The following is a 17,643-nucleotide window of genomic DNA, read 5'->3' as shown; positions in this document are numbered from 1 at the left end:
GGGGTCCTTTCAGAAAGCTGGGAGTTTGCGGGCGAGGATCATGCAGTGGGCGAGTTGGAGGAAGGCGTCGTGTATGTCGTCGCGTGCTTCCCAGCGGGTCCGTAAGCGGCGGGGGCCGTGGAGGTGGGCGATGGCGGATTCGGCGACCCAGCGGACGCGGCCCAGGCCCGAGCCGTGGGGCTGCCCGCGGCGGGCGATCTTCGGGGTGATGTTCCGCTCGCGCAGCCGCCGACGGTAGATGTCGTGGTCATAGCCGCGGTCGGCATACACCGCACGGGGCCTGCGGCGGGGACGGCCCCGCTTGCCCCGCACCGGCGGCAGGCCGTCGACCAGCGGCAGGAGCTGGGTGACGTCGTTGCGGTGTCCGCCGGTCAGCGACACCCGCAGCGGGATACCGTGCGCGTCGGTCAGCACATGGTGTTTCGAGCCCGGCCGTGCACGGTCAACCGGACTCGGACCGACTTTTGGGCGGCTTCGCCCCCGCTTGGCCTGCACATGCGAGGCATCGACCGTGGCCCGGGAGAAGTCCAGCCGGTCCGCCGCCCGCAACCGGTCCAACAGCACCCGCTGAAGCTCATCCCACACGCCAGCCGCCGCCAGCACGTCGGCCCCGAACCGAACCCCAGCTCCTGCGGCAGGAACTCCCACTGGATCCCGGTATAGAGCACGAACAGCGCACCCTGCAGCGTCCTGCGGTCATCGATCCGCTTGCGCCCCGGATGCCGGTAGCGGCGTTCATGCCTGGGAAGAAGCGGCTCGATCACCGCCCACAGCTCGTCACTGATCTCCCACGGCTTCGGCCGAGTCATCCTCACTCCCAAGGAACGAGATCACCTGCCCCTCCACCGTGCCACACGAAGATCATTCTGCAAGGACTCCTTAGGGCTCGTGCGGTTCGGCTGCGTCGCCCGGGTACGCACCGAACGCCCGGATCGGCGGACAGAGGTGTGCGCTGTCGCCGCCGATCTATTTCTGTCCACCACGCCTGATAGTTCGCTAGCATGATGTTGTCATCAGCCCTGGAGGGTCCCCCATTTCGCCATGACATCTGGAAAACCTCCATGCCTGACTTTGACCTTGCCCCCGTCGCGAGCATGCTCGCGGACTGGGTTGAGGGGGCGCCTGATGACTCCCTCTTGAGCCGCCGGACCCGTCTGCGGGCCTACGTCCGTGTGGGCCGGAACCGCTTCCAGCTGGGGATGCTCCTATATAGGGTCGCCTTTGATCTCACGCTCGCCGGGCGCAACCCCGCCCTCGATCCGACTCACCTCCAGCACCTGATCGTGTCGGCCCCCCGGCGCTGGGAGGATCGTCACTTGCTGGGCGCTGAACTCCTTCACACCTTGGAACAGCGGGGGGTGAGCGTAGCGGTGGACCGGTTTGAGGACGAACAGGCCACCGAGGCATCTGCAGAACTTCTCGCCACCATCGCATCAGACAGTGGCGACCCGGACCTCAAGGGGGTCGACTGGACTGCGGACGAGGCGGCTGACGACTTCCATTTCGGAGGAGCGTGAAAAGCGACCCGCTGCGGGCCGACGGGCGGTGCTGCGGCTGATCCGGCGGAACGCCCGTGCGGCACGCGGGCTCTCGCCGCGCACCCGGTGATTGTCCAGGTACGTCGAGGTCTTCGAGATGCCCGCACGCGGCTTCGAGGAGCCTGGGCAGCGGCAGCGGGTCATGCCCGCCAGCGCAGCCACGCGGCGGCCAGCCGTCGTCCGGCCGAGGGCGAGGGCGTACAGCTCGGGGCGCGCGGTGGTGAGCGCGCCGGCGTGGCAGTGCAGCACGCACCGCCCGGGTCCGAGTCGGGCCAGCTCCCCGTCGGGCCGTGTTCCACGTCGGCGCCTGCGGGCGGCTCAGCGCGACGTACTGAGCGATGGCGTCCTGGGTGGCCACGCAGCGCCCGCCCGGCTCCTTCCCAGGAGGCGCAGCAGGGCCGGGTCTCTCCGGCTGGACAGCGACCCGCTTCGATGTCTTCGAGAGCGGAGAGGACGCCCTCGAAGAAGCCGAACACCGCGGTGCACGATCGGCACGGCCACGCGCCGGTAGTGCACCAGGCCGTGCAGGTCACAGATGCTCATCCCTCATAGGCGGAGACGGGGCGTGCAGTACTGCGCCTCGGTCTGTCCTGCGTCAGGGCTTTCGTGCCAGGCCCGCCACGATGAGCTGTTCCCAGACGGTCAGCTCGTGCTGTGCCGGCTCGATGCGGGGCAGTCGCTCGGCCAAGCCGGGGCGCCAAAGGGAGCTTGGCACGATACCTGGCTCCAGGATCTCCAGATCGCCGAAGAGGTCGGAGATCTCCTCGTCTGTCCGCCACCGTCCGCGGCCGAAGGTGGCTTGGAGCACCGCCTCGGCCTCAACGGTCTCGGGGTTGCCGCCGCTGCGGAAGTGGGAGATGAAGAAGTAACTTCCCGAGGGGACCTGCTCCTGCCAGTATCGGACGATCGAGCGGGGGTCCTCATCGTCGTTGATGTGATGCAGGACGGCGCTGTGAATCACGGCCACGGGCCGGTCGAAGTCGATCATGCCGATGACATCAGGGTGCTCCCGGATACTCCGCGGGTCGCGGACGTCGGCCTGGACCACACGGGTGTGCTCGTTGTCCTCAAGGAGGGCGCGGCCGTGGGCGAGAACGATGGGGTCGCTGTCGATGTAGACCACGCGGGAGCCGGGGGCGTGGTGCTGCGCGACCTGATGGACGTTGTCTGCGGTCGGCAACCCACTGCCCAGGTCGATGAACTGCTCGATGCCCGCCAGGGCGATCTCCCGCACGGCGCGAATGAGGCCCTGGCGGTTGGCGTGCGCGATGGCGACCGAGCCGGGAAGCTCCTGCTTGAACCTGTCCCCGACGACGCGGTCCACGGCGTAGTTGTCCTTGCCGCCGAGAAGATAGTCGTAGACCCGGGCAATGCTCGGCTGCGACTGGTCCACGTCGGAAATACCCTCGACCATGCCAACTGCCCTCCTGCCAGCGGATGTTGCCTGGAGGCCATCGTAAGAGACGCGAGAGATAGCTGGGAGCCGTCCGGAAGCTCAGGTCCAACACCGGCCTGTGGGAACGAGCGCGGGGCCGCAGGTTCGGTCGGCCTTTCACGGACCGTCTCGCTGACGGCGGCCGGGTGTCGGCCGGGATGGGGCGTCGTCAGATCCGCTCGCAGACGACATCGTATGACCGCCCCGCGCAGCAGGTCCGTCGCGTCGGCGAAAAGCAGAGGTGAACGCTAAGCCCGTGATCACGGCTGTGGATCGCGTGGTGGCGTGTGTGCCAGGAGCGTCCGTCGTCGCGCGTCGGGAACATCGGGCGAGTCCTTCGGCCCGCCGGGTTCGGCGCTCGTACGATGGTCGGGTGCCCGAGACGTGCCGCCCGCGGTCGGCCAGCTCTATGGTCCCACCCGGCCCGGGCTGCCCGAGGGCATGTCGTGGAGTCTGTCGTCGCAGGGCGTGCAACTGCTGATGCCTTGGCCGAGCCCGAGCCGGTCGAGACTGACGCTGTCGGCGGGCGCACCGGTCCGGCCCGTTTCGCCTTCATCGAGCAGCCCAGCGTGCTGCTGATGTTCCACCGGCTTGGCGAGGGTGTCCCTGGCAGGTCCATCCGTGGCAGGCCCTTCGGCAGGAAGACGGATCACCCCGGTCCTTCCCTGTGCCGGGAAGGACCGGTCCCACCTGTGGAGATCCACGTCTATGTCGTCGACGCACGGACGGGATCGTCTGCGCCCACGGCCCGGTGACCTGGCCTCCGCCATTCGTCGCGGCAGTCCGCGCCGTGATCGAGCGACAACTGGCCGGGACCAGGATGACGCCGCTGCAGGCATGGAGGCCGAGGCCCACTTCCGGCACTGGCCGCGTACCGTGGATGGTCCGCGAGTGCGCGACGCCCAGTGCCGTGGTGGCGTCCAGTAGCCCGCCCCTATATGTCACGGGCAAGGCGGGGCAGCAGCCGGGCAGTGCCGGACTCGGTCTCGGCGGGTTGCCTACGTGCCGTCGGCGGTCCCTCGGTAGATGCCGTCTTCGTCTGCGTCGCGCGACCAGTCGGAGAAGAACGTGTTTCCCAGGTCCATGTTGACCACGAAGTTCTCCAGATGTGCCTTGGGGATGCGGAAGGACGGTGTGGGTTCTCCTGGTGGGTTGTCGACGGCGAGCAGGGGGAAGTCGGGCGTGGCGAGGGCTTGGTCGTCGGCGATGAGCAAGATGCGGTGGTGGGGCCAGTCCTTGTCGTCACGGTCGACCAGGGTGCGTAGCTGATCTGCAGTGAGGCCGTTGTATGCGCTGTTGTCGATTGAGGTGACGTTGATGCCGCCGCCGTCCTCTGCGCCTTTGTCGAGGAAGTTCTGGAGGCTCTGCCAGGCTTCGGGGTTGGTGGAGCAGGTGCGGATGACGACGATCCCGCCGGCCTTGGAGTGGATCTTGGGGACTTTGACGGCCGGGTGGTATGGAGAGGCGGTGGGGCCGGTGTAGTCGGCTGCGGGCAGGGAGGCGTGGTCGCTGCTCTTGTGGATGCGTTCCGGGGCGGTGGGGGCAGCCCAGACCTGGACGAGGTAGGTCTCGGGGGGCGGGCTGGTCTTGGTGGGGCGGGGCCGACGGGGCAGGGCGGCGTCCTTGGTGGTGGTGCGGCCTCGGGCGTGGACGCGGATTCGGTAGGTCCCGGGCCCGTCGAAGGCGAGATTGGTGGTGAGGGGCTGGTCGTAGCTGGAGACGAAGGCCTGTCCGCGGATGAAGTCTGCGGAGATGTCGAGGACGTCGTCCCACTCAGCCGTGCTCAGCGCAGGCGGGCCGGAGTGGGTTTCGACGGTGACGCGGAGGTAGCCGCGTTCGAATCCAGTCAGGATCGTGCCGAAGTCCTTGTGGAATCCGATGAGGCCATTGGTGAGGGAAGAGTGTTCAGGGAACTCCATGATTCCTTGGAGCATGGGGTCGACAAGGAGGTCGTGGTCTTCGACATAGAGGTCTTTGGTCTCGGTCGTCACGCCCTGCTCAACTCCGTCTCGTTCCCCGTGTACGGCGCTGGGTGCTGCTCCTGGCGTGGAGCAGCACCCAGGTTACTGCTGGGCTGGGCGAGTTCTACTTGATGTGGACGTAGTAGGCGTCGCCGTTGAGGACGCGCTGGACCTTATAGAAGCCGCCCAGTCGCGCGCCGGCGCTGCGGTTGTCACCGGCGGAGATGACTCGGGTGCTGCCGCGGCGGGGGTTGCCGCCTTCCTTGGTGGCGGCGAAGGGGTACTCATCACAGTCCTTGCCCTGGGGGGCGTTGACCCTGCCGCACATGGCCCGGCGGTGCTTGTCGATGGTCGTCTCGTTGGTGATGCGGTGCAGTGGTGTGGAGGCGCCGGGGTGTCCCGCGATGGCGCTCTGGGCGTCGGCGATGTGGCGGGCGGACTCCTTCACCTTCGCGTCGGTGTGCGAGAGGCTGAAGGTGGGGGCGAAGCCGGGGATGACGCAGCCGGGCTTCTTCACGCGACGGTTCGGGTTTTCCCGGGACCAGAAGGTGTCGTCGCAGCGGAACTTTGCCGACTTGTAGCTGAAAGCCGCGGGGGTGTACCCGGGCTTGGTGAATTTGAAGCGGTAGGAGGCCGCTTTATTGAGCGTTTTGTGCTTGCCCACGCTGGCCTTGTACTTGACGGTCCCCTTATGGGCGGGTCCCAGGGTGGATCCCTGGCGGAAGTTCACGTCGGTCTTCACGCCTTTGCCGGCACCGACCGAGACGCTGGTCCGGATCCCAGACGCCTTGTGGAGCTTGGCCTTGCCGATGGTGAAGCTCTCGCCCCACTTCAGCTTGTTCGTCTTCAGATTCATGGAGTGCTTGACCTCGAAGGTGGCCTCGCCGACGGGCCTGCCGTTGCGCAGCAGGACCACCTGGGCCTTGGTGTCGAGGCACATGCCGGTGCGGGTGATGGTGAGGTGGCCGATTCGGCAGCTGGTCCCCGCGGCGTGGACCCGGACCGTCTTGACGGGGTCCATCAGCACCGCGCTGAGCGTGTTCTTCGGCGGTGTCGTATCGGCCTGAGCCGCGCCGGCCATGGTTCCGGCCAGCAGGCACCCCGCGAATGAGGCCGCCACTAAGCGCTTCATTGCCGTGTTCAAGGAACTCCCCCTTCCCTGCCGCGCTCCATGGCCGCACGAATTTGCAGACCGCTGCGGCGACAGGCACCAGACAACCTAGGAGGACCGCAGCTGAAATAGCCAGGGAATAGGAAGGGTTGTCTTAACTTCGATTCGCACAAAAAAGCACTCTTGTTCGGTCGGGCACCCGCGCCGGAATACGTCTCGCGCAGGGCCGGAATTCGACCGTGCACAGGACCAGCACCGCTTCGGGAGACCTCCCGGGAACCTGGCCGACCTACCCTCTCCGGGCAACCGGCCTCGGCTGCCATGCGGTCTGGCCATACGCAAGGACTGGCATCAGCCACTCGGACCGTCTGGACAGGTCCCCGACGGCCTCCAGGGCATACACAAGAGCCCGGCTGGATGGGGAGCAACGGCGGGTGTCTGGGGCGCACAACGCCAACGCCGCGGACAGCAGCTTCAAGCCCCTTCCGCGAGAAGTGCCTGCGCGAGGGCTGGATCTGTAGAGCGCGGTCGAAGTCGAGGCCCTGAACCTCGGCGCCCTGCGACAGCGACTCGACTCGGTGATCGAGCACCTGGTCCACGACGTGCACTGACGCCGCTAAGGCGGCAGGGCCTGCGGCGCGGTCGTCCTACGCCGCTGGCCGTCGCGGCAGGCGATGGGCGATGGACTGGGCGTCACAGTCGCTGTCGCGGGCCTCCGGGTCGGCGGGGACGTGCCAGACGACCTCGACGGGGCCCAAGGCCCCCTGTGGGCGCATGCATTCGGCGGTGGCAAACATACGGTTCATCCCTCTCGGGGCGCGGTGGACGGGCGACGGCCTGGTGTGGTGGCTGCCGCATGGGAGTCGGAGGCAGCGAGCGCGGCGTCGGGCAGCCCATCGCGCAGGACGGCGATGTTGGGCCCGCCAAGCAGGTCGTGGCCGAAGGTGATCACTGCATCACCGTCCCGGACATGGGCACGGCGGAATACGTCAGTCAGCGGGATTCCCCGGTAGGCAAGGGTCCAGCCGTCGGGAGCAGCCGGGTCGGCCACGTGGCCGTCGGGGGTGAGGCACCAGGCGTGCTCGAAGGCGCCGGTGAGCGGATCGGCCGCCAGCGCGTACCCCTCGCAGTACGTCCAGCCCTCCCGATCGGCCCACCGGTGTGCGGCGGTGAAGCAGTCCCCAAGCAGCCGCGGATGGGCTCCGGCGGGCCAGGGGGCGGGAGCGTAGTCGCAGCCGTGGGCAAGGACCAGGTCGGCGAAGGTCGGGTACTCGAAGGTGGGGTCGAGGACCAGGATGCGCAGCTGTTCCAGCCTGGCGCGCAGGTCGTCGGCTTCCGAAGCGGGCCCGGCCGTCGGGGTGTGCGGTGCGCTCATGCGGAGCCATCCGACCAGATGCCGGTGAACTCGGTGACCTCGTGGCCGGAGGCGTCGGTGTGCATGGTCTCCTCGAAGTCGATGCTGGCCACAGTGAGTCGGGCTCGTACTTGGGCGGCCGGGCTGGTCTTTCCGCTGTTCATGGGGGCCGAAGTCGGCTGCGTCGCTGGGCGGCAGATCAGCGTGGGTGTGCGGCACCCAGCGCAGCGAGCGGTTGCTTGGGGCGCTGTCGGCCGGGGCACGGTGGCGGGCGCGGGCGATTCGGCGGGCCAGCTCAGCCGCGGTGATGCCGGGGCGGGCGCGGTCTCTGGCAGACCGTGCACTGCGGTGTCCGGGCCCGACTGTTCCTCGGGGGTGGGGCCTGTCATCGGCTACCGCTGCGGGTGAGAGCGGCCAGGCGGGTGAAGTCATCGGCGGTGAGCAGCGCGCCGTCCGGCTGGGCGTAGGTGATCTCGGTGCGGACGGCTGGCGTCGCGACCGGGAACAGTGTTTCCTGGTCCGGGCTCACCGTGCCGGCGCCTCGGGGGCATGCTTCCTTTCTTCTCGCGGGTGTTCACGCGGCACCGTCCCCGAGAGCAAGGGCGACGTAGGCGGCACGGGCGTAGTCGCGGGGGGTGGCCGTGGCACTGTGGACGGTGGCCATGGCGGCGAGCAGCCGGGTGTAGCGCGGGTCTGCGGTGACGGCGCCGGCTTCTTCCGGCAGTTCGAACTTGCGGGGGTTGCCAAGGCTGCTGACGGCGATGGGGGTGGTGCGCCCGACGAGCTGGCCGCCGAGGTGCAGGTCGTGCTCGATGACACAGGAGGCACGGCCGTTGGAGCCGATGGGCCCTACCCGCAGTCGGCGGTCCCGGTCGGCCATGTAGCGGTCGCGGTCAAGGTAGAGCTGCCCCTCTTCCACCGTGCGGCCTGCGCTCTGCCGGATCTCCCCGTCATCCTGCTCCCCTTGTGCTCTCGGGCCCGCCCTGGGCGAAGTCGTTGCGAACATCGGATATGGGCGTCCGCTAGTTGTCCCCGCCGGATTTGGTTCCAGCTATGCGCAGGGTATCCGTCATCGTGCATATCGCGGGCCGCATGATAGAGGAGCTGTTCGCCGGGGCTGTCTGCTGATCAGGAGAAAGACCTCATCTGATCAGCAGTAATGCCGTGCCAGAAGCCAGCGCGCAGCTCTACCCGATGTACCTCGCTGATGTCGAGTGTGTCATCGCAGATTGGTCCGAAGCGGGCTGCGTAGCGAAGGAGCTCGGCGTCCAGGGCACGAGGGATGCGGGGGCGGGCATCGGTGATTTTGGCGATGAGTTCCTCGGCCGAATCAGGTGGAAGCCGTCGGGCCCAGCGAGCCCCGAACGTGCCGCCCACCTCCCGTGGTTCGCCGGCAACGCGCGTCATGTCGTGCTCGCGGTCAGCCCATTCCTCCTCGGCGGAGGTGAGGTCACGCAGGAGAGGTACTTCGTCGTCTGGGCTGACCCAGCCGGCATCAGAGGACCAGCACAGGGTGGCGGTGGCTGTTGCTGCTGGAGAGCGTTGCGCCAAGACGTTCGGGGTGGGGGCCTGCGGCAGCGGCTGGGGACGGCTCTCGGGTTCCAGTGCGGCGCGTTCGAGCGCGAATGGAGCGGCAGCGTCGGCTGCCGGGGTAGGCCCCGCGGCCTTGATGGCAGCCTGGGTGAGCCAAGACCGGTCCAGCAAGTGCCGCTCGTCAGCTTCCGCCACCAAGTCCTCGGACTGGTTGTACTCGCCGTCGGCGGCCTGAACCGCCCACAGGTGGATGCCAACGCCATGCTCCTTGGCCTGTATCACTCCTGGCAACAGATCCCCGTCTCCGGTGATCAGCACGATGTCGGCACACGCTTTGTTGCGGGCGAGTTCGGTCAACTGGGCGTGTATCGCAGCGTCCACCCCCTTCTGCTGGGTTCGTCCATCAACGCGGGTCAGCAGGCCCAGTCGGACGGTGACCCGAGACATCACACGAAGGCGTCGGTGCTCAGGCTGAGGGACACGGTCCGGCGCGCCGTCGAACCAGTAGATACGCAGAAGCGGCTGGCCAGTGTCGTCAACAGCCCTCTGGCGAATCCGCTCGATGAGCCGACCGTGGTCGACGGACAGGCGCGAGCGTGTCGCGCCACCGGTCATCAGCGTCGCCGCCGCGCCCAAGAGATAGCCGGCGTCCACCAGGACGATGCATCGGTCCATCTGCTCCCCCTCGACCTTGAGTAGTAGCCCTACTCGGTCGGTAGTCCATCACATACCTTGTCCCTCCTGCTCTGATTCACCCCTTCGGCCACAAGTCTCGGCCCGGACAGGGATACTGGCGGCCATGCCGTCGCCATCATGGCCGTGTTGGGGCGTCGTGATGGGACGTGCGCACAGCTGGATCAGACTTCGTCCGGACAGGTCAGGCGCGGGGCACTCAGGTCCGTTCACCCTGGTCGCCTTCCCCTTCCGGGCTGGGCCATGAGCTGAGAGTCGGTCCGCCGTAGCCCGCGCGCTGGCCACGCTTGCGCCGGTTGGGCCACCAGGCGTGCACAGCGGCGTAGAACCAGCGGCTCCCGTCGGTGCCAGGTGCCGGGGCGGGGGCTGCTGGGTCGTTGCGCAAGGCCCGGGAGAGAGTGTCGACCCGCACGTGAAGGTGGAGCGCAAGGTCGATCAGGCGCAGCGGTTCGGTGCTGACGTCGGCGGGCCGGTCGGCGGAGCCGGGCCGGGGTGCCTGCCGTGCGCGTCTGCGGGCGAGGCTGGAGAGGTGGTGGTCAATCACGTCCGGGCCGTAGTCGAGTTCCCGCTCCACCCACGCGCGGCCCTTGCTCTCTACGAGGCGGTGGATGAGCTCGGGGAGGGTCTCACGGGTGGTCATGGGCCCTGACTGATCGGGTCGACTGCGGTCCGGTCGATGGTATCGCCGCCCTGCGCACAGCAGGGTATACGTCGGGGCCGTGCTCGTGGGCCTGACGGCGCGTCGAGAGCGTGGGAAGTGCAACAACGGAGTCCTCCAGCCAGCACTGGCAAATTGCAACTCATGTAGGTTGCGATTTAAGCAGTGGGACTGGATAGTTGTCGGATTCCCACTGATCTCCCTCTGCGGCATGGCGAATGGCGCAGCCCACGCATCAAGGAGGTGTGGTTTGTCCTTCGACCTGGTCAGCCGGCCTTGGGTACCGGTCCTCACCGCTGCAGGCCCTGACCGGCTGCCGCTCAGGGAAGTCCTGTCCCGGGCGCATGAGATCCGTCTCGCCGGCCAGCCCGAGGAGCACACCGTGCTGCTGCGGCTCCTGCTCGCAGTGCTCGCGGCGGCTGCCCGGCCCGCCGATGCAGCGGAATGGGACGCGGCCTGGCAGGCTCCCACCTTGGACGCCCGGATTGACACCTACCTCGACAACAACCGGGGCCGGTTTGATCTGTTCTGCCCTACCCATCCGTTCTGGCAGTCCGCCTCCCTCACCGCGGCGACCCGGGACGTACGGGTACTGGAGATGGAGTCCTGGGGATCGGGAACAGCGCAGTTCGCCCCGCATCTGCTACACCCCCCGGAGCCGATGGACCCCGCCAGCGCAGCGCTGTGTCTGGTGCTGCTGCATGCCTGGCATCCCGGTGGGATCCAGAGCGGGCACCCGGACGACCCGGCCACCCGGGGCGGCAAGGTCTACGGCTCCAAGCCGGCCCCGCTGAGCGCGGTGACACACCTGAAGGTCACCGGCAGCTGTCTGAAGGACGAGCTGCTGCTGAACTGTCCACCCGGCATCCGGGCCTCGGGCGATTCGCCGGTGTGGGAGCGCGACTCACCGGCCGCCCCGATGCGGCTTCGGGAGCCGACCGGGCCGCTGGACATGTGGACGTGGCCAGCCCGCCGGGTCCGGCTGATCGCCGACGAGAAAGGCCGGGTGACCGGGGTCGCGGTGCACGACGGGGACCGCCCGGCCGACCCCGGTGCGGCGATGGCCCGGTACGACCCGGGCGTCGCAGTGAACGGGCGCGGCACCCGCCTATCCGTGACGGACGCGGCCCGGCACCTACTGCCCTGGTCCCCCGCCACCCTTCTCGACGACGCCCCGGGTGCAGGCAGCTGCCCCGTCCTCGACCACATCACCGCCGCGGCCGAGCGGGGCGTCCTGCCTCCGCAGCTGCCCCTCAGGACAGTGGTGCTCAGGGCGGAGCACACTAGCGCCCACCGAGCCGCGCTCTCGGGAATCGTCCACCTGAGCGCCCCGCTCGGCCCGGCCGGGGGGCTCGCCGACCCCGCCCGGCGTGCGGAGCTCGTCACAGCCGCCCGCCTTCCCTGGCAGGCCCAAAAGAAGGTCACCCGCGCCGCTGCCGACACCCTGCCGTTGTCGCCCGCCACGGTCTCCTCCCGTACGGCCCTGTCCCTGGCTCCCCATCTCGATTCCGCCTGGGAGGCGACCGCCGCCGACCCGGCCACCGGCGCTGACGCCTGGACCACCGCGCTGGCCAGGGCTATCGAGCGGGTGGCCGCATCGGGTGCCGGAGGGCACGTGATGGCGGCCGCCCGGATCCACGCTGCCGCCCTCGCCGCACTGCCCCAGCCCACCCGCCCCACACACGACCCAGAAGAGGAGGGCACCCACGCATGACCCACACCCACCCACCCGGCGAGACGATCGGCATGCGCGTGCGCACCGTCTCCGACACCCTTCTAACCGGCCTGCAACGCCGTCTCGCCCGAGGTGTCGACCGGCATCTGCCTGCCCTGCTCAGCCGCAATACGCCGCCCGATAGCCCCGCGCTGTGGTTGGCGCTGGATCTGACCGGCCTCCACGAGGCAGCCGAATCAGGCCTGAATGAGCAGGCCTACAAGCAGGCGGCGACCGCGGTGACCGCCGCTGCCCAGATCTGGGCTCGTACCGACGTCCCGCACGCCCGTACGAGCGCCCAGCAGCCCACCACGCTCGGCGCCGTCCTTGCCCGCGTGGCCCGCTCCCGGACCTCGGCCGAGGACGACCTCGCCCGCGCGCTGCGCACCCACACCCTCGACGAAGTCACCGCCCGTCTGCGGCCCTTGATCGGCCAAGCCCGGCCCTTGGGCGTGTCCCTGGACTACGGCCTGCTGGCCGCCGACCTGGACGCCTGGCAGTTTCCCGGCGGTCCTCACCGCACCGGCCAGCGATGGGCCCATGCCTACACCAAGGCCAAAGCCCTCGCCAACCGCACCGCCTCATCCCCTACCGCCGACCGAAAGGCCCCACCAGCATGACCGTCCACCTGACCCTCCACGCCCTACAGACCCTCCCCCCGAGCAACATCAACCGCGACGACCTCGGCACCCCGAAGACCGCCGTTTACGGCGGCGTGCCTCGCGCCCGAGTCTCGTCCCAGGCATGGAAGCGCGCCATGCGCATCCGCTTCTCGGCATCCGGCCTGATCCCGGACGAGGACCTGGCCGTACGCACCCGGCACGGCATCGGCTTGCTGACCAGCGCACTCCTCGAGCGCCGGGCCGACCTCGACGGCGATGCGGCTGCCGAAATCGCCGAGAAGGTCTTCTCATTCGTCACCGGTGTCAGTGCCGACACCGCCTCCGCACATCGCAAGGCTGCCGTCCGCCACGCGCCCGCCACCCGCGAGACCCTGTTCCTCGGACGACGCCAGATCGACCGGCTCGCCCACCTCGCCGCCGACGGCGCCGACGACATCTCCGCTTTCCTCAAGTCCAAGGCCAATGCCACCGCGGTCAAGGAGGCCGCCGCTTCGAAGGACGCGGTAGACATCGCCCTGTTCGGACGGATGGTCGCCACCAGCGACGACCTCACCGTCGACGCCGCCGTGCAGGTCGCCCACGCCATCGCCGTCCACCGCACCACCCCCGAGACCGATTACTTCTCCGCCGTCGACGACTTCGCCACCGACAAGGGAGCCGGAATGATCGGTCGCCGCGAGTTCCTTGCTCCCACCCTCTACCGGCATGCCGCCCTCACCGGCCCCGACCTCGCCTCCAATCTCGCCGACTACGCCGGCGCGATGAGCCTTCAGCAGGTGACGGACACGTTCATCCGGGTATTCGCCGAGTCCGTGCCCTCCGGACACATCACCTCCTACGCCCACACCACTCGGCCCGCCGTCCTGATCGCCACTGTCTCCGGGACCCCTCTCAACCATGTTGGTGCGTTCGAAGTGCCGGTCGAAACCGCCTCCGGGGGCCACCTGCCCGCAGCCGCCGCCACCCTGGCCGAGCACATCACCGTCACCAACACCGCATATGGCGACCCGACCGCCTGCTCCTGGATCCTCACACTCCAGCCCCAGGCCACCAAGCCCCTCCACGCCACCGCCACCCCTGTCCAGTCCCTGACCGAACTCGCCGACGCCGCGGCGGCCGAACTCACCCACCGCACCGCCAGCATCCGGGAGGCGGTGTGAGCGTCCTCGTCCTTGTCCTCGCCGCGCCCTTGCAGTCCTGGGGCACCACCGGCCGGCATGCCCTGCGGGACACCGATCCCCACCCCAGCAAGTCCGGCGTCATAGGCATGCTCGCCTGTGCCGCCGGCCTCGCCCGCACCGACACCGCGGGCCTGGCTGAACTCGCCGCCCTCACCTACGCCGTCCGTGCCGACCAGCCCGGCACCCGCCTGCGTGACTTCCACACCACTCACACCTCCCGCAAGGCGATGCCGCTGTCCGACCGGTTCTACCTCGCCGACGCCGTCTTCACCGCCGCCCTCGCCGGGCCCGCGCCCCTCATCGACCGCACCTACCAGGCCATGCGCAACCCAGCCCATCCGCTCTTTCTCGGCCGCCGCTCCTGCCCGCCGGCCCGCCCGCCCCTCCACAGCATCCACCCCACCGCCACCGACCCGGTCGCCCTCCTCGAATCCCTGCCCTGGCAGGCCAGCCGCTGGTACCAGCGGGCCCACCCCGGCCACCGCATGACCATCCACCACGACACCCACCCCACCAACCCGGCCGCCCGCCTCCACCCCGACCACGCCGTCGACTTCACCCCCGGACGCCGCCGCTACACCAGCCGCGCCGTCGCCACCCGCGCCCTGCCCCCCGCCCAGGCCACCGACCCCATGGACTTCTTCGACGCCCTGGACGACCTCGGATGACACACCTCACCCGCTGCCGCCTCAACCCCGCCCGCGCCCGTCAGCTCACCAGCTCTCCCCAGCGCCTCCATGCCGCGGTCGCCATGGCCTTCCCCCCGCCCTCGGCCGGAGCGGCCCCCGACCACCGAGTCCTGTGGCGACTTGACGAGACCCGCCACCCCCACCGCCAGACCACTCTGCTCATCGTCAGCCCCACCCGGCCCGACCTCACCCACATCGTCGAGCAGGCCGGCTGGCCCCACATCGCGCAGCCAAACGACCCCGGGTGGGACACCCGCCCCTACACCCCGCTCCTCAACCGGCTCCGCCCCGGAACCCGGCTGCGCTTCCGCCTCACCGCCAACCCCACACGCGCCACCGTCCGCCCGGGCGGGCAGCGCAGCCACCGCACGGCCCTGACCACGGTTGCCGAGCAGATCCAATGGCTCACTGACCGTGCTCCTGGCGCCGGATTCACCGTCCCGGCACAAGGAACGGGCCCCGGGGCGGCTCAACTCACGGTCGTCTCCAGCCATACGCTCAGCTTCAAACGCACCCCCGACGCCCGGCCGGGTGCACGAGTCCACATCCATGCGGTGACCTACGAGGGCCACCTCGATATCAGCGACCCCAGCGCATTCCGGCACACCCTGACCCACGGCATGGGACGCGCCAAAGCCTACGGCTGTGGACTCCTCACTCTCGCCCCCCTCCGCACGCCCTGAGGCCTCACGGCGACGAGGCCCACGGCAGGCCTCGTCGCCCATCGAACTGCGCAACAAGATCATGTCGCTGAAGGCGGCCGGGCAAGGCCGAAGAGGGAGGCGCCGCCCGACCGCTCTGGTCAGCGGATGCCCGTATGCCGGGGGGCAGGCAACTGTGCGTAGTGCTCCTCTGTAGGGCGCTCGACACTCCGGTGTGATTCATCCTGGGGCTGGCGCTCTTGCTGCAGCAGCCGAAGCTCTGCGGCAACTCGCCGCCCCCTACGGTCGTCTTCCTGCTTCCGCAGCTCTTCTTGCCGCTCATCTGTCATCACGTTGTCCTCTCTCCAGTCCGGTTCTGTCCCGGTCGATGGTCAGCGCACTGCGCTGGCCATGCTCTGCTGGGGCTGTTGAGCGTTGTGCTGCGCCTCGTCCACGCTCGTGGCCATGGTGGGCGTGGTTTCGGGGGGTGCAGGGTGGGCGGCGGCACGGTCCTTCCGGCTGTCAATGAAGGTCTGGAGTACCTCCTTGAAGCGGTTCTGGTGATCTGCCAGCAGCTGCGGCACATCCTGATCGGCCGGGGTCGACTCAGCGGCCGGATCTCGGTGGGCACGGAAGTTGCCCGGGTGCGGACGGTCCGCTGTCCGGTCGCGGCGTGGCAGCGCTGGCGGTGTGTTGGGCAGAGCCGGTTCGGCGGGCGGGGCCGGCGCGGCATCAGCCGGAGTCCGGCCCTGCTCGGATCGAGTGGGTTCCGCTGCGGCGGCGGCTTCGGCCTGTGCCGGCGCTTCGGGTGCCGGGGATGCCGCCAGCTCCGCGGCACTCTTCTGCAGCGCAAGGAGATTGGGCAGGCGCTCTTCGAGCAGAACCAGTTGAGTGGACAGCTCGGGGTGGGAGCGCGTCAGAGTCTCACGCGGCTTGAGTCCGTCGGACGGGCCCACCACATTGAGCGAGTGCAGTACAGCCAGCGCTCGCTCCGCCTGAGGATAGGTAACGTTCAGCTCGACAGCTTCGCTCAGCACCAGCGGCGAAGCCGACATAGCCTCCGTCCTTCGTTCGACCAGGTGCTCGGCCACAGCCCGCACTTGGGCGGCGGTGACGTCCGTCTCCAGGGCCTGAGCACTCAGCTCGGGCGGACCAGCGAGCTCCTGAGCAAAGCGGTCAGCGACCGCGTTGAAGAAGTGCGCGTCACGCTGGAAGGGGTTGTTCTCCACCCGCCGGCGCAGCGCCTTGATGAGAGCCTCCCGGGTTTCGACCGGTGTCTCGGTTTGCATGCCTGCGACGATGTCAAGGGGCGGGAAGCGAGCCTGGGTGCCCCACTCCTGATTGCCCTCCGCTGCAGCCGGGGCCATGCCTCGCTGAGCGAGGAGGAAGCGGATCTGCAGCTCCAGACGGTCCTCCGGCCGAAGGTGTTTCGCTCGCAGCTCTGAGAGAACGGTGCCCGACTCTTCCCGGAGTGCGCTCATGTAGTGGTCGGGCGGGTCGGACTCGTAGTAGCCCTCCTCGCGCTGTTCGTCAGCGCCCAGGGTTCCGCGCATGCGCTCCAGACGCTGCTCGGCGTAGTGAAAGATCATGGCGGCGATGTTGCGGCGCCCGGATGTCGCTTGGTCCTGGGTGTCGTAGCGTCGTATGACGGACTGCGCGATTCCCGAGATCATCTCGAAGCCTCGGAGCTGCGCGGCCTCGACCATGCCGTGCAGGCGTACGTCGAGGACCATGCGGTGCCCGGCCCGGCGTGCCTGGCCGCCGAGCTCGATGAGGGAATTCATCAGCTGGGAGGCTTCGGCGAGCTCGGGATCGATCGCGGCGCCGATGGAGAGAGCGCTGTCAAGGGCCGGGTCGTCTGCGTCGTCCAGGCCCACCGCTGCTGCGGGCTCGGGGGGCGGCGCGGCGCGCCTCAGTTCCTTGTTCAGCTTGCGTACGTGAGCTTTCAGCAGGCGCGGGGTGTCCAGTGTCTGGCCGTCGTCGAGTCCTGCGGCCTGTGCGGCGTGGGTCTCCGCGGCCTGGACGAGGGTGCGCATGGCCTGGGCAGCCTCGTCCAGCCCAGGGATGTTCTGCTGGTTCCAGGTGTCGAGGTAGCTGCTGATCTCTGCGGCGTGCCGGGCAATGAGACTGGCGGCCAGTGTCGTGATCCGGGCCGCCTTGATTGCTTCCTGCGGGGCGCGCTCTGCTCGCACGTTCACATCACGAAGCACGTCGGTGACGTGCCGGTTAATCTGGATGAGGGCGTTCCAGGCCGGCTGGCTGAAGTAGTACGCCTGGTTGGCGTTCGCTGCGGCCATCACCAGGTCCAGGCCGCTGAGGTCACGAGGTCCTACAGCCGGGGGTGTGTCCTGGTCGTCGAGGGCGCGGGCCCAGACCAAGCCCTTCTGGAGTTCTTCCAGCCGGGCTCGGCGTTCGAGCAGCTCCTGCATCTCGTCCGCAGTGAGGCCGGTGCGCAGTTCGGGTGCGGGTGTGGTCGGTTCGGCCTGGGTTGGGGTTGGCGTCGTCATCAGAT

General features: G+C 68.9%; 16 protein-coding genes and 1 pseudogene. 6 read left to right on the top strand and 11 right to left on the bottom strand.

The window, feature by feature from the left end; genetic code table 11:
- Positions 1-9: 9 nt before the first annotated feature.
- A pseudogene (locus tag D9V36_RS01335) lies at positions 10-809 on the bottom strand (IS5 family transposase).
- A gap of 252 nt (positions 810-1,061) precedes the next feature.
- On the opposite strand from D9V36_RS01335, the gene D9V36_RS01330 reads away from it, so the two are divergent.
- A complete protein-coding gene (locus D9V36_RS01330; RefSeq protein ID WP_129292056.1) occupies positions 1,062-1,517 on the top strand; it encodes a hypothetical protein in 456 nt (151 codons plus the stop codon).
- Between the two features lie 616 nt (positions 1,518-2,133).
- Here the strand turns inward: D9V36_RS01330 and D9V36_RS01325 are convergent.
- The 9 genes from D9V36_RS01325 to D9V36_RS01295 form a co-directional block, all read right to left on the bottom strand.
- Positions 2,134-2,952, bottom strand: coding sequence for an SAM-dependent methyltransferase (locus tag D9V36_RS01325; protein WP_129292055.1), 819 nt, complete (start codon positions 2,950-2,952; stop codon positions 2,134-2,136).
- Between the two features lie 1,019 nt (positions 2,953-3,971).
- The gene (locus D9V36_RS01320) at positions 3,972-4,964 is read right to left on the bottom strand and encodes a DUF6924 domain-containing protein (protein ID WP_129292054.1); all 993 of its coding nucleotides are present in this window, start codon (positions 4,962-4,964) and stop codon (positions 3,972-3,974) included.
- A gap of 94 nt (positions 4,965-5,058) precedes the next feature.
- Positions 5,059-6,078 (bottom strand): NucA/NucB deoxyribonuclease domain-containing protein, encoded by a 1,020-nt coding sequence (locus D9V36_RS01315; RefSeq protein ID WP_129292053.1) that lies wholly within the window; start codon positions 6,076-6,078, stop codon positions 5,059-5,061.
- 769 nt (positions 6,079-6,847) lie between these two features.
- A complete protein-coding gene (locus D9V36_RS01310; protein ID WP_129292052.1) occupies positions 6,848-7,420 on the bottom strand; it encodes a hypothetical protein in 573 nt (190 codons plus the stop codon).
- On the bottom strand, positions 7,417-7,563 hold the full coding sequence (locus D9V36_RS40575; protein WP_164992812.1) for a hypothetical protein: 147 nt from the start codon (positions 7,561-7,563) through the stop codon (positions 7,417-7,419). The genes D9V36_RS01310 and D9V36_RS40575 overlap by 4 nt, the downstream gene beginning before the upstream one ends.
- A gap of 221 nt (positions 7,564-7,784) precedes the next feature.
- Entirely contained in the window at positions 7,785-7,928 is a 144-nt protein-coding gene (locus tag D9V36_RS40570; RefSeq protein WP_164992811.1) for a hypothetical protein, read from the bottom strand.
- A gap of 45 nt (positions 7,929-7,973) precedes the next feature.
- Entirely contained in the window at positions 7,974-8,405 is a 432-nt protein-coding gene (locus tag D9V36_RS01305) for a DUF6354 family protein (protein WP_129292051.1), read from the bottom strand.
- 122 nt (positions 8,406-8,527) lie between these two features.
- A complete protein-coding gene (locus tag D9V36_RS01300) occupies positions 8,528-9,607 on the bottom strand; it encodes an NYN domain-containing protein (RefSeq protein ID WP_129292050.1) in 1,080 nt (359 codons plus the stop codon).
- Positions 9,608-9,824: 217 nt separating this feature from the next.
- Positions 9,825-10,265, bottom strand: a complete 441-nt coding sequence (locus D9V36_RS01295; RefSeq protein ID WP_129292049.1) for a hypothetical protein — start codon at positions 10,263-10,265, stop codon at positions 9,825-9,827.
- Positions 10,266-10,533: 268 nt separating this feature from the next.
- Between D9V36_RS01295 and casA the strand changes: the two genes are divergently transcribed.
- Genes casA through cas6e form a run of 5 tightly spaced genes read left to right on the top strand, consistent with a single transcriptional unit; the run spans position 10,534 to position 15,173 of the window.
- The gene (casA, locus tag D9V36_RS01290) at positions 10,534-11,997 is read left to right on the top strand and encodes a type I-E CRISPR-associated protein Cse1/CasA (RefSeq protein ID WP_164992810.1); all 1,464 of its coding nucleotides are present in this window, start codon (positions 10,534-10,536) and stop codon (positions 11,995-11,997) included.
- Positions 11,994-12,617: a type I-E CRISPR-associated protein Cse2/CasB gene (gene casB / locus D9V36_RS01285; RefSeq protein ID WP_129292047.1), complete on the top strand. Its 624-nt coding sequence runs from the start codon at positions 11,994-11,996 to the stop codon at positions 12,615-12,617. Before casA ends, casB begins: the two co-directional genes overlap by 4 nt.
- Positions 12,614-13,780 (top strand): type I-E CRISPR-associated protein Cas7/Cse4/CasC, encoded by a 1,167-nt coding sequence (gene cas7e, locus D9V36_RS01280; protein ID WP_164992809.1) that lies wholly within the window; start codon positions 12,614-12,616, stop codon positions 13,778-13,780. The genes casB and cas7e overlap by 4 nt, the downstream gene beginning before the upstream one ends.
- Entirely contained in the window at positions 13,777-14,469 is a 693-nt protein-coding gene (gene cas5e, locus D9V36_RS01275; protein ID WP_164992808.1) for a type I-E CRISPR-associated protein Cas5/CasD, read from the top strand. Before cas7e ends, cas5e begins: the two co-directional genes overlap by 4 nt.
- Entirely contained in the window at positions 14,466-15,173 is a 708-nt protein-coding gene (gene cas6e, locus D9V36_RS01270; protein WP_129292045.1) for a type I-E CRISPR-associated protein Cas6/Cse3/CasE, read from the top strand. Before cas5e ends, cas6e begins: the two co-directional genes overlap by 4 nt.
- 350 nt (positions 15,174-15,523) lie before the next feature.
- On the opposite strand, the gene D9V36_RS01260 is transcribed toward cas6e, so the two are convergent.
- Complete coding sequence (locus D9V36_RS01260; protein ID WP_129292043.1) at positions 15,524-17,638, bottom strand: hypothetical protein; 2,115 nt, start codon at positions 17,636-17,638, stop codon at positions 15,524-15,526.
- Between the last annotated feature and the right edge of the window lie 5 nt (positions 17,639-17,643).

Source organism: Streptomyces lydicus, from assembly GCF_004125265.1.
In the GTDB taxonomy this organism is placed as follows: Bacteria; Actinomycetota; Actinomycetes; order Streptomycetales; family Streptomycetaceae; genus Streptomyces; species Streptomyces lydicus_C.
This window is presented reverse-complemented; position numbering and strand designations above follow the sequence as displayed.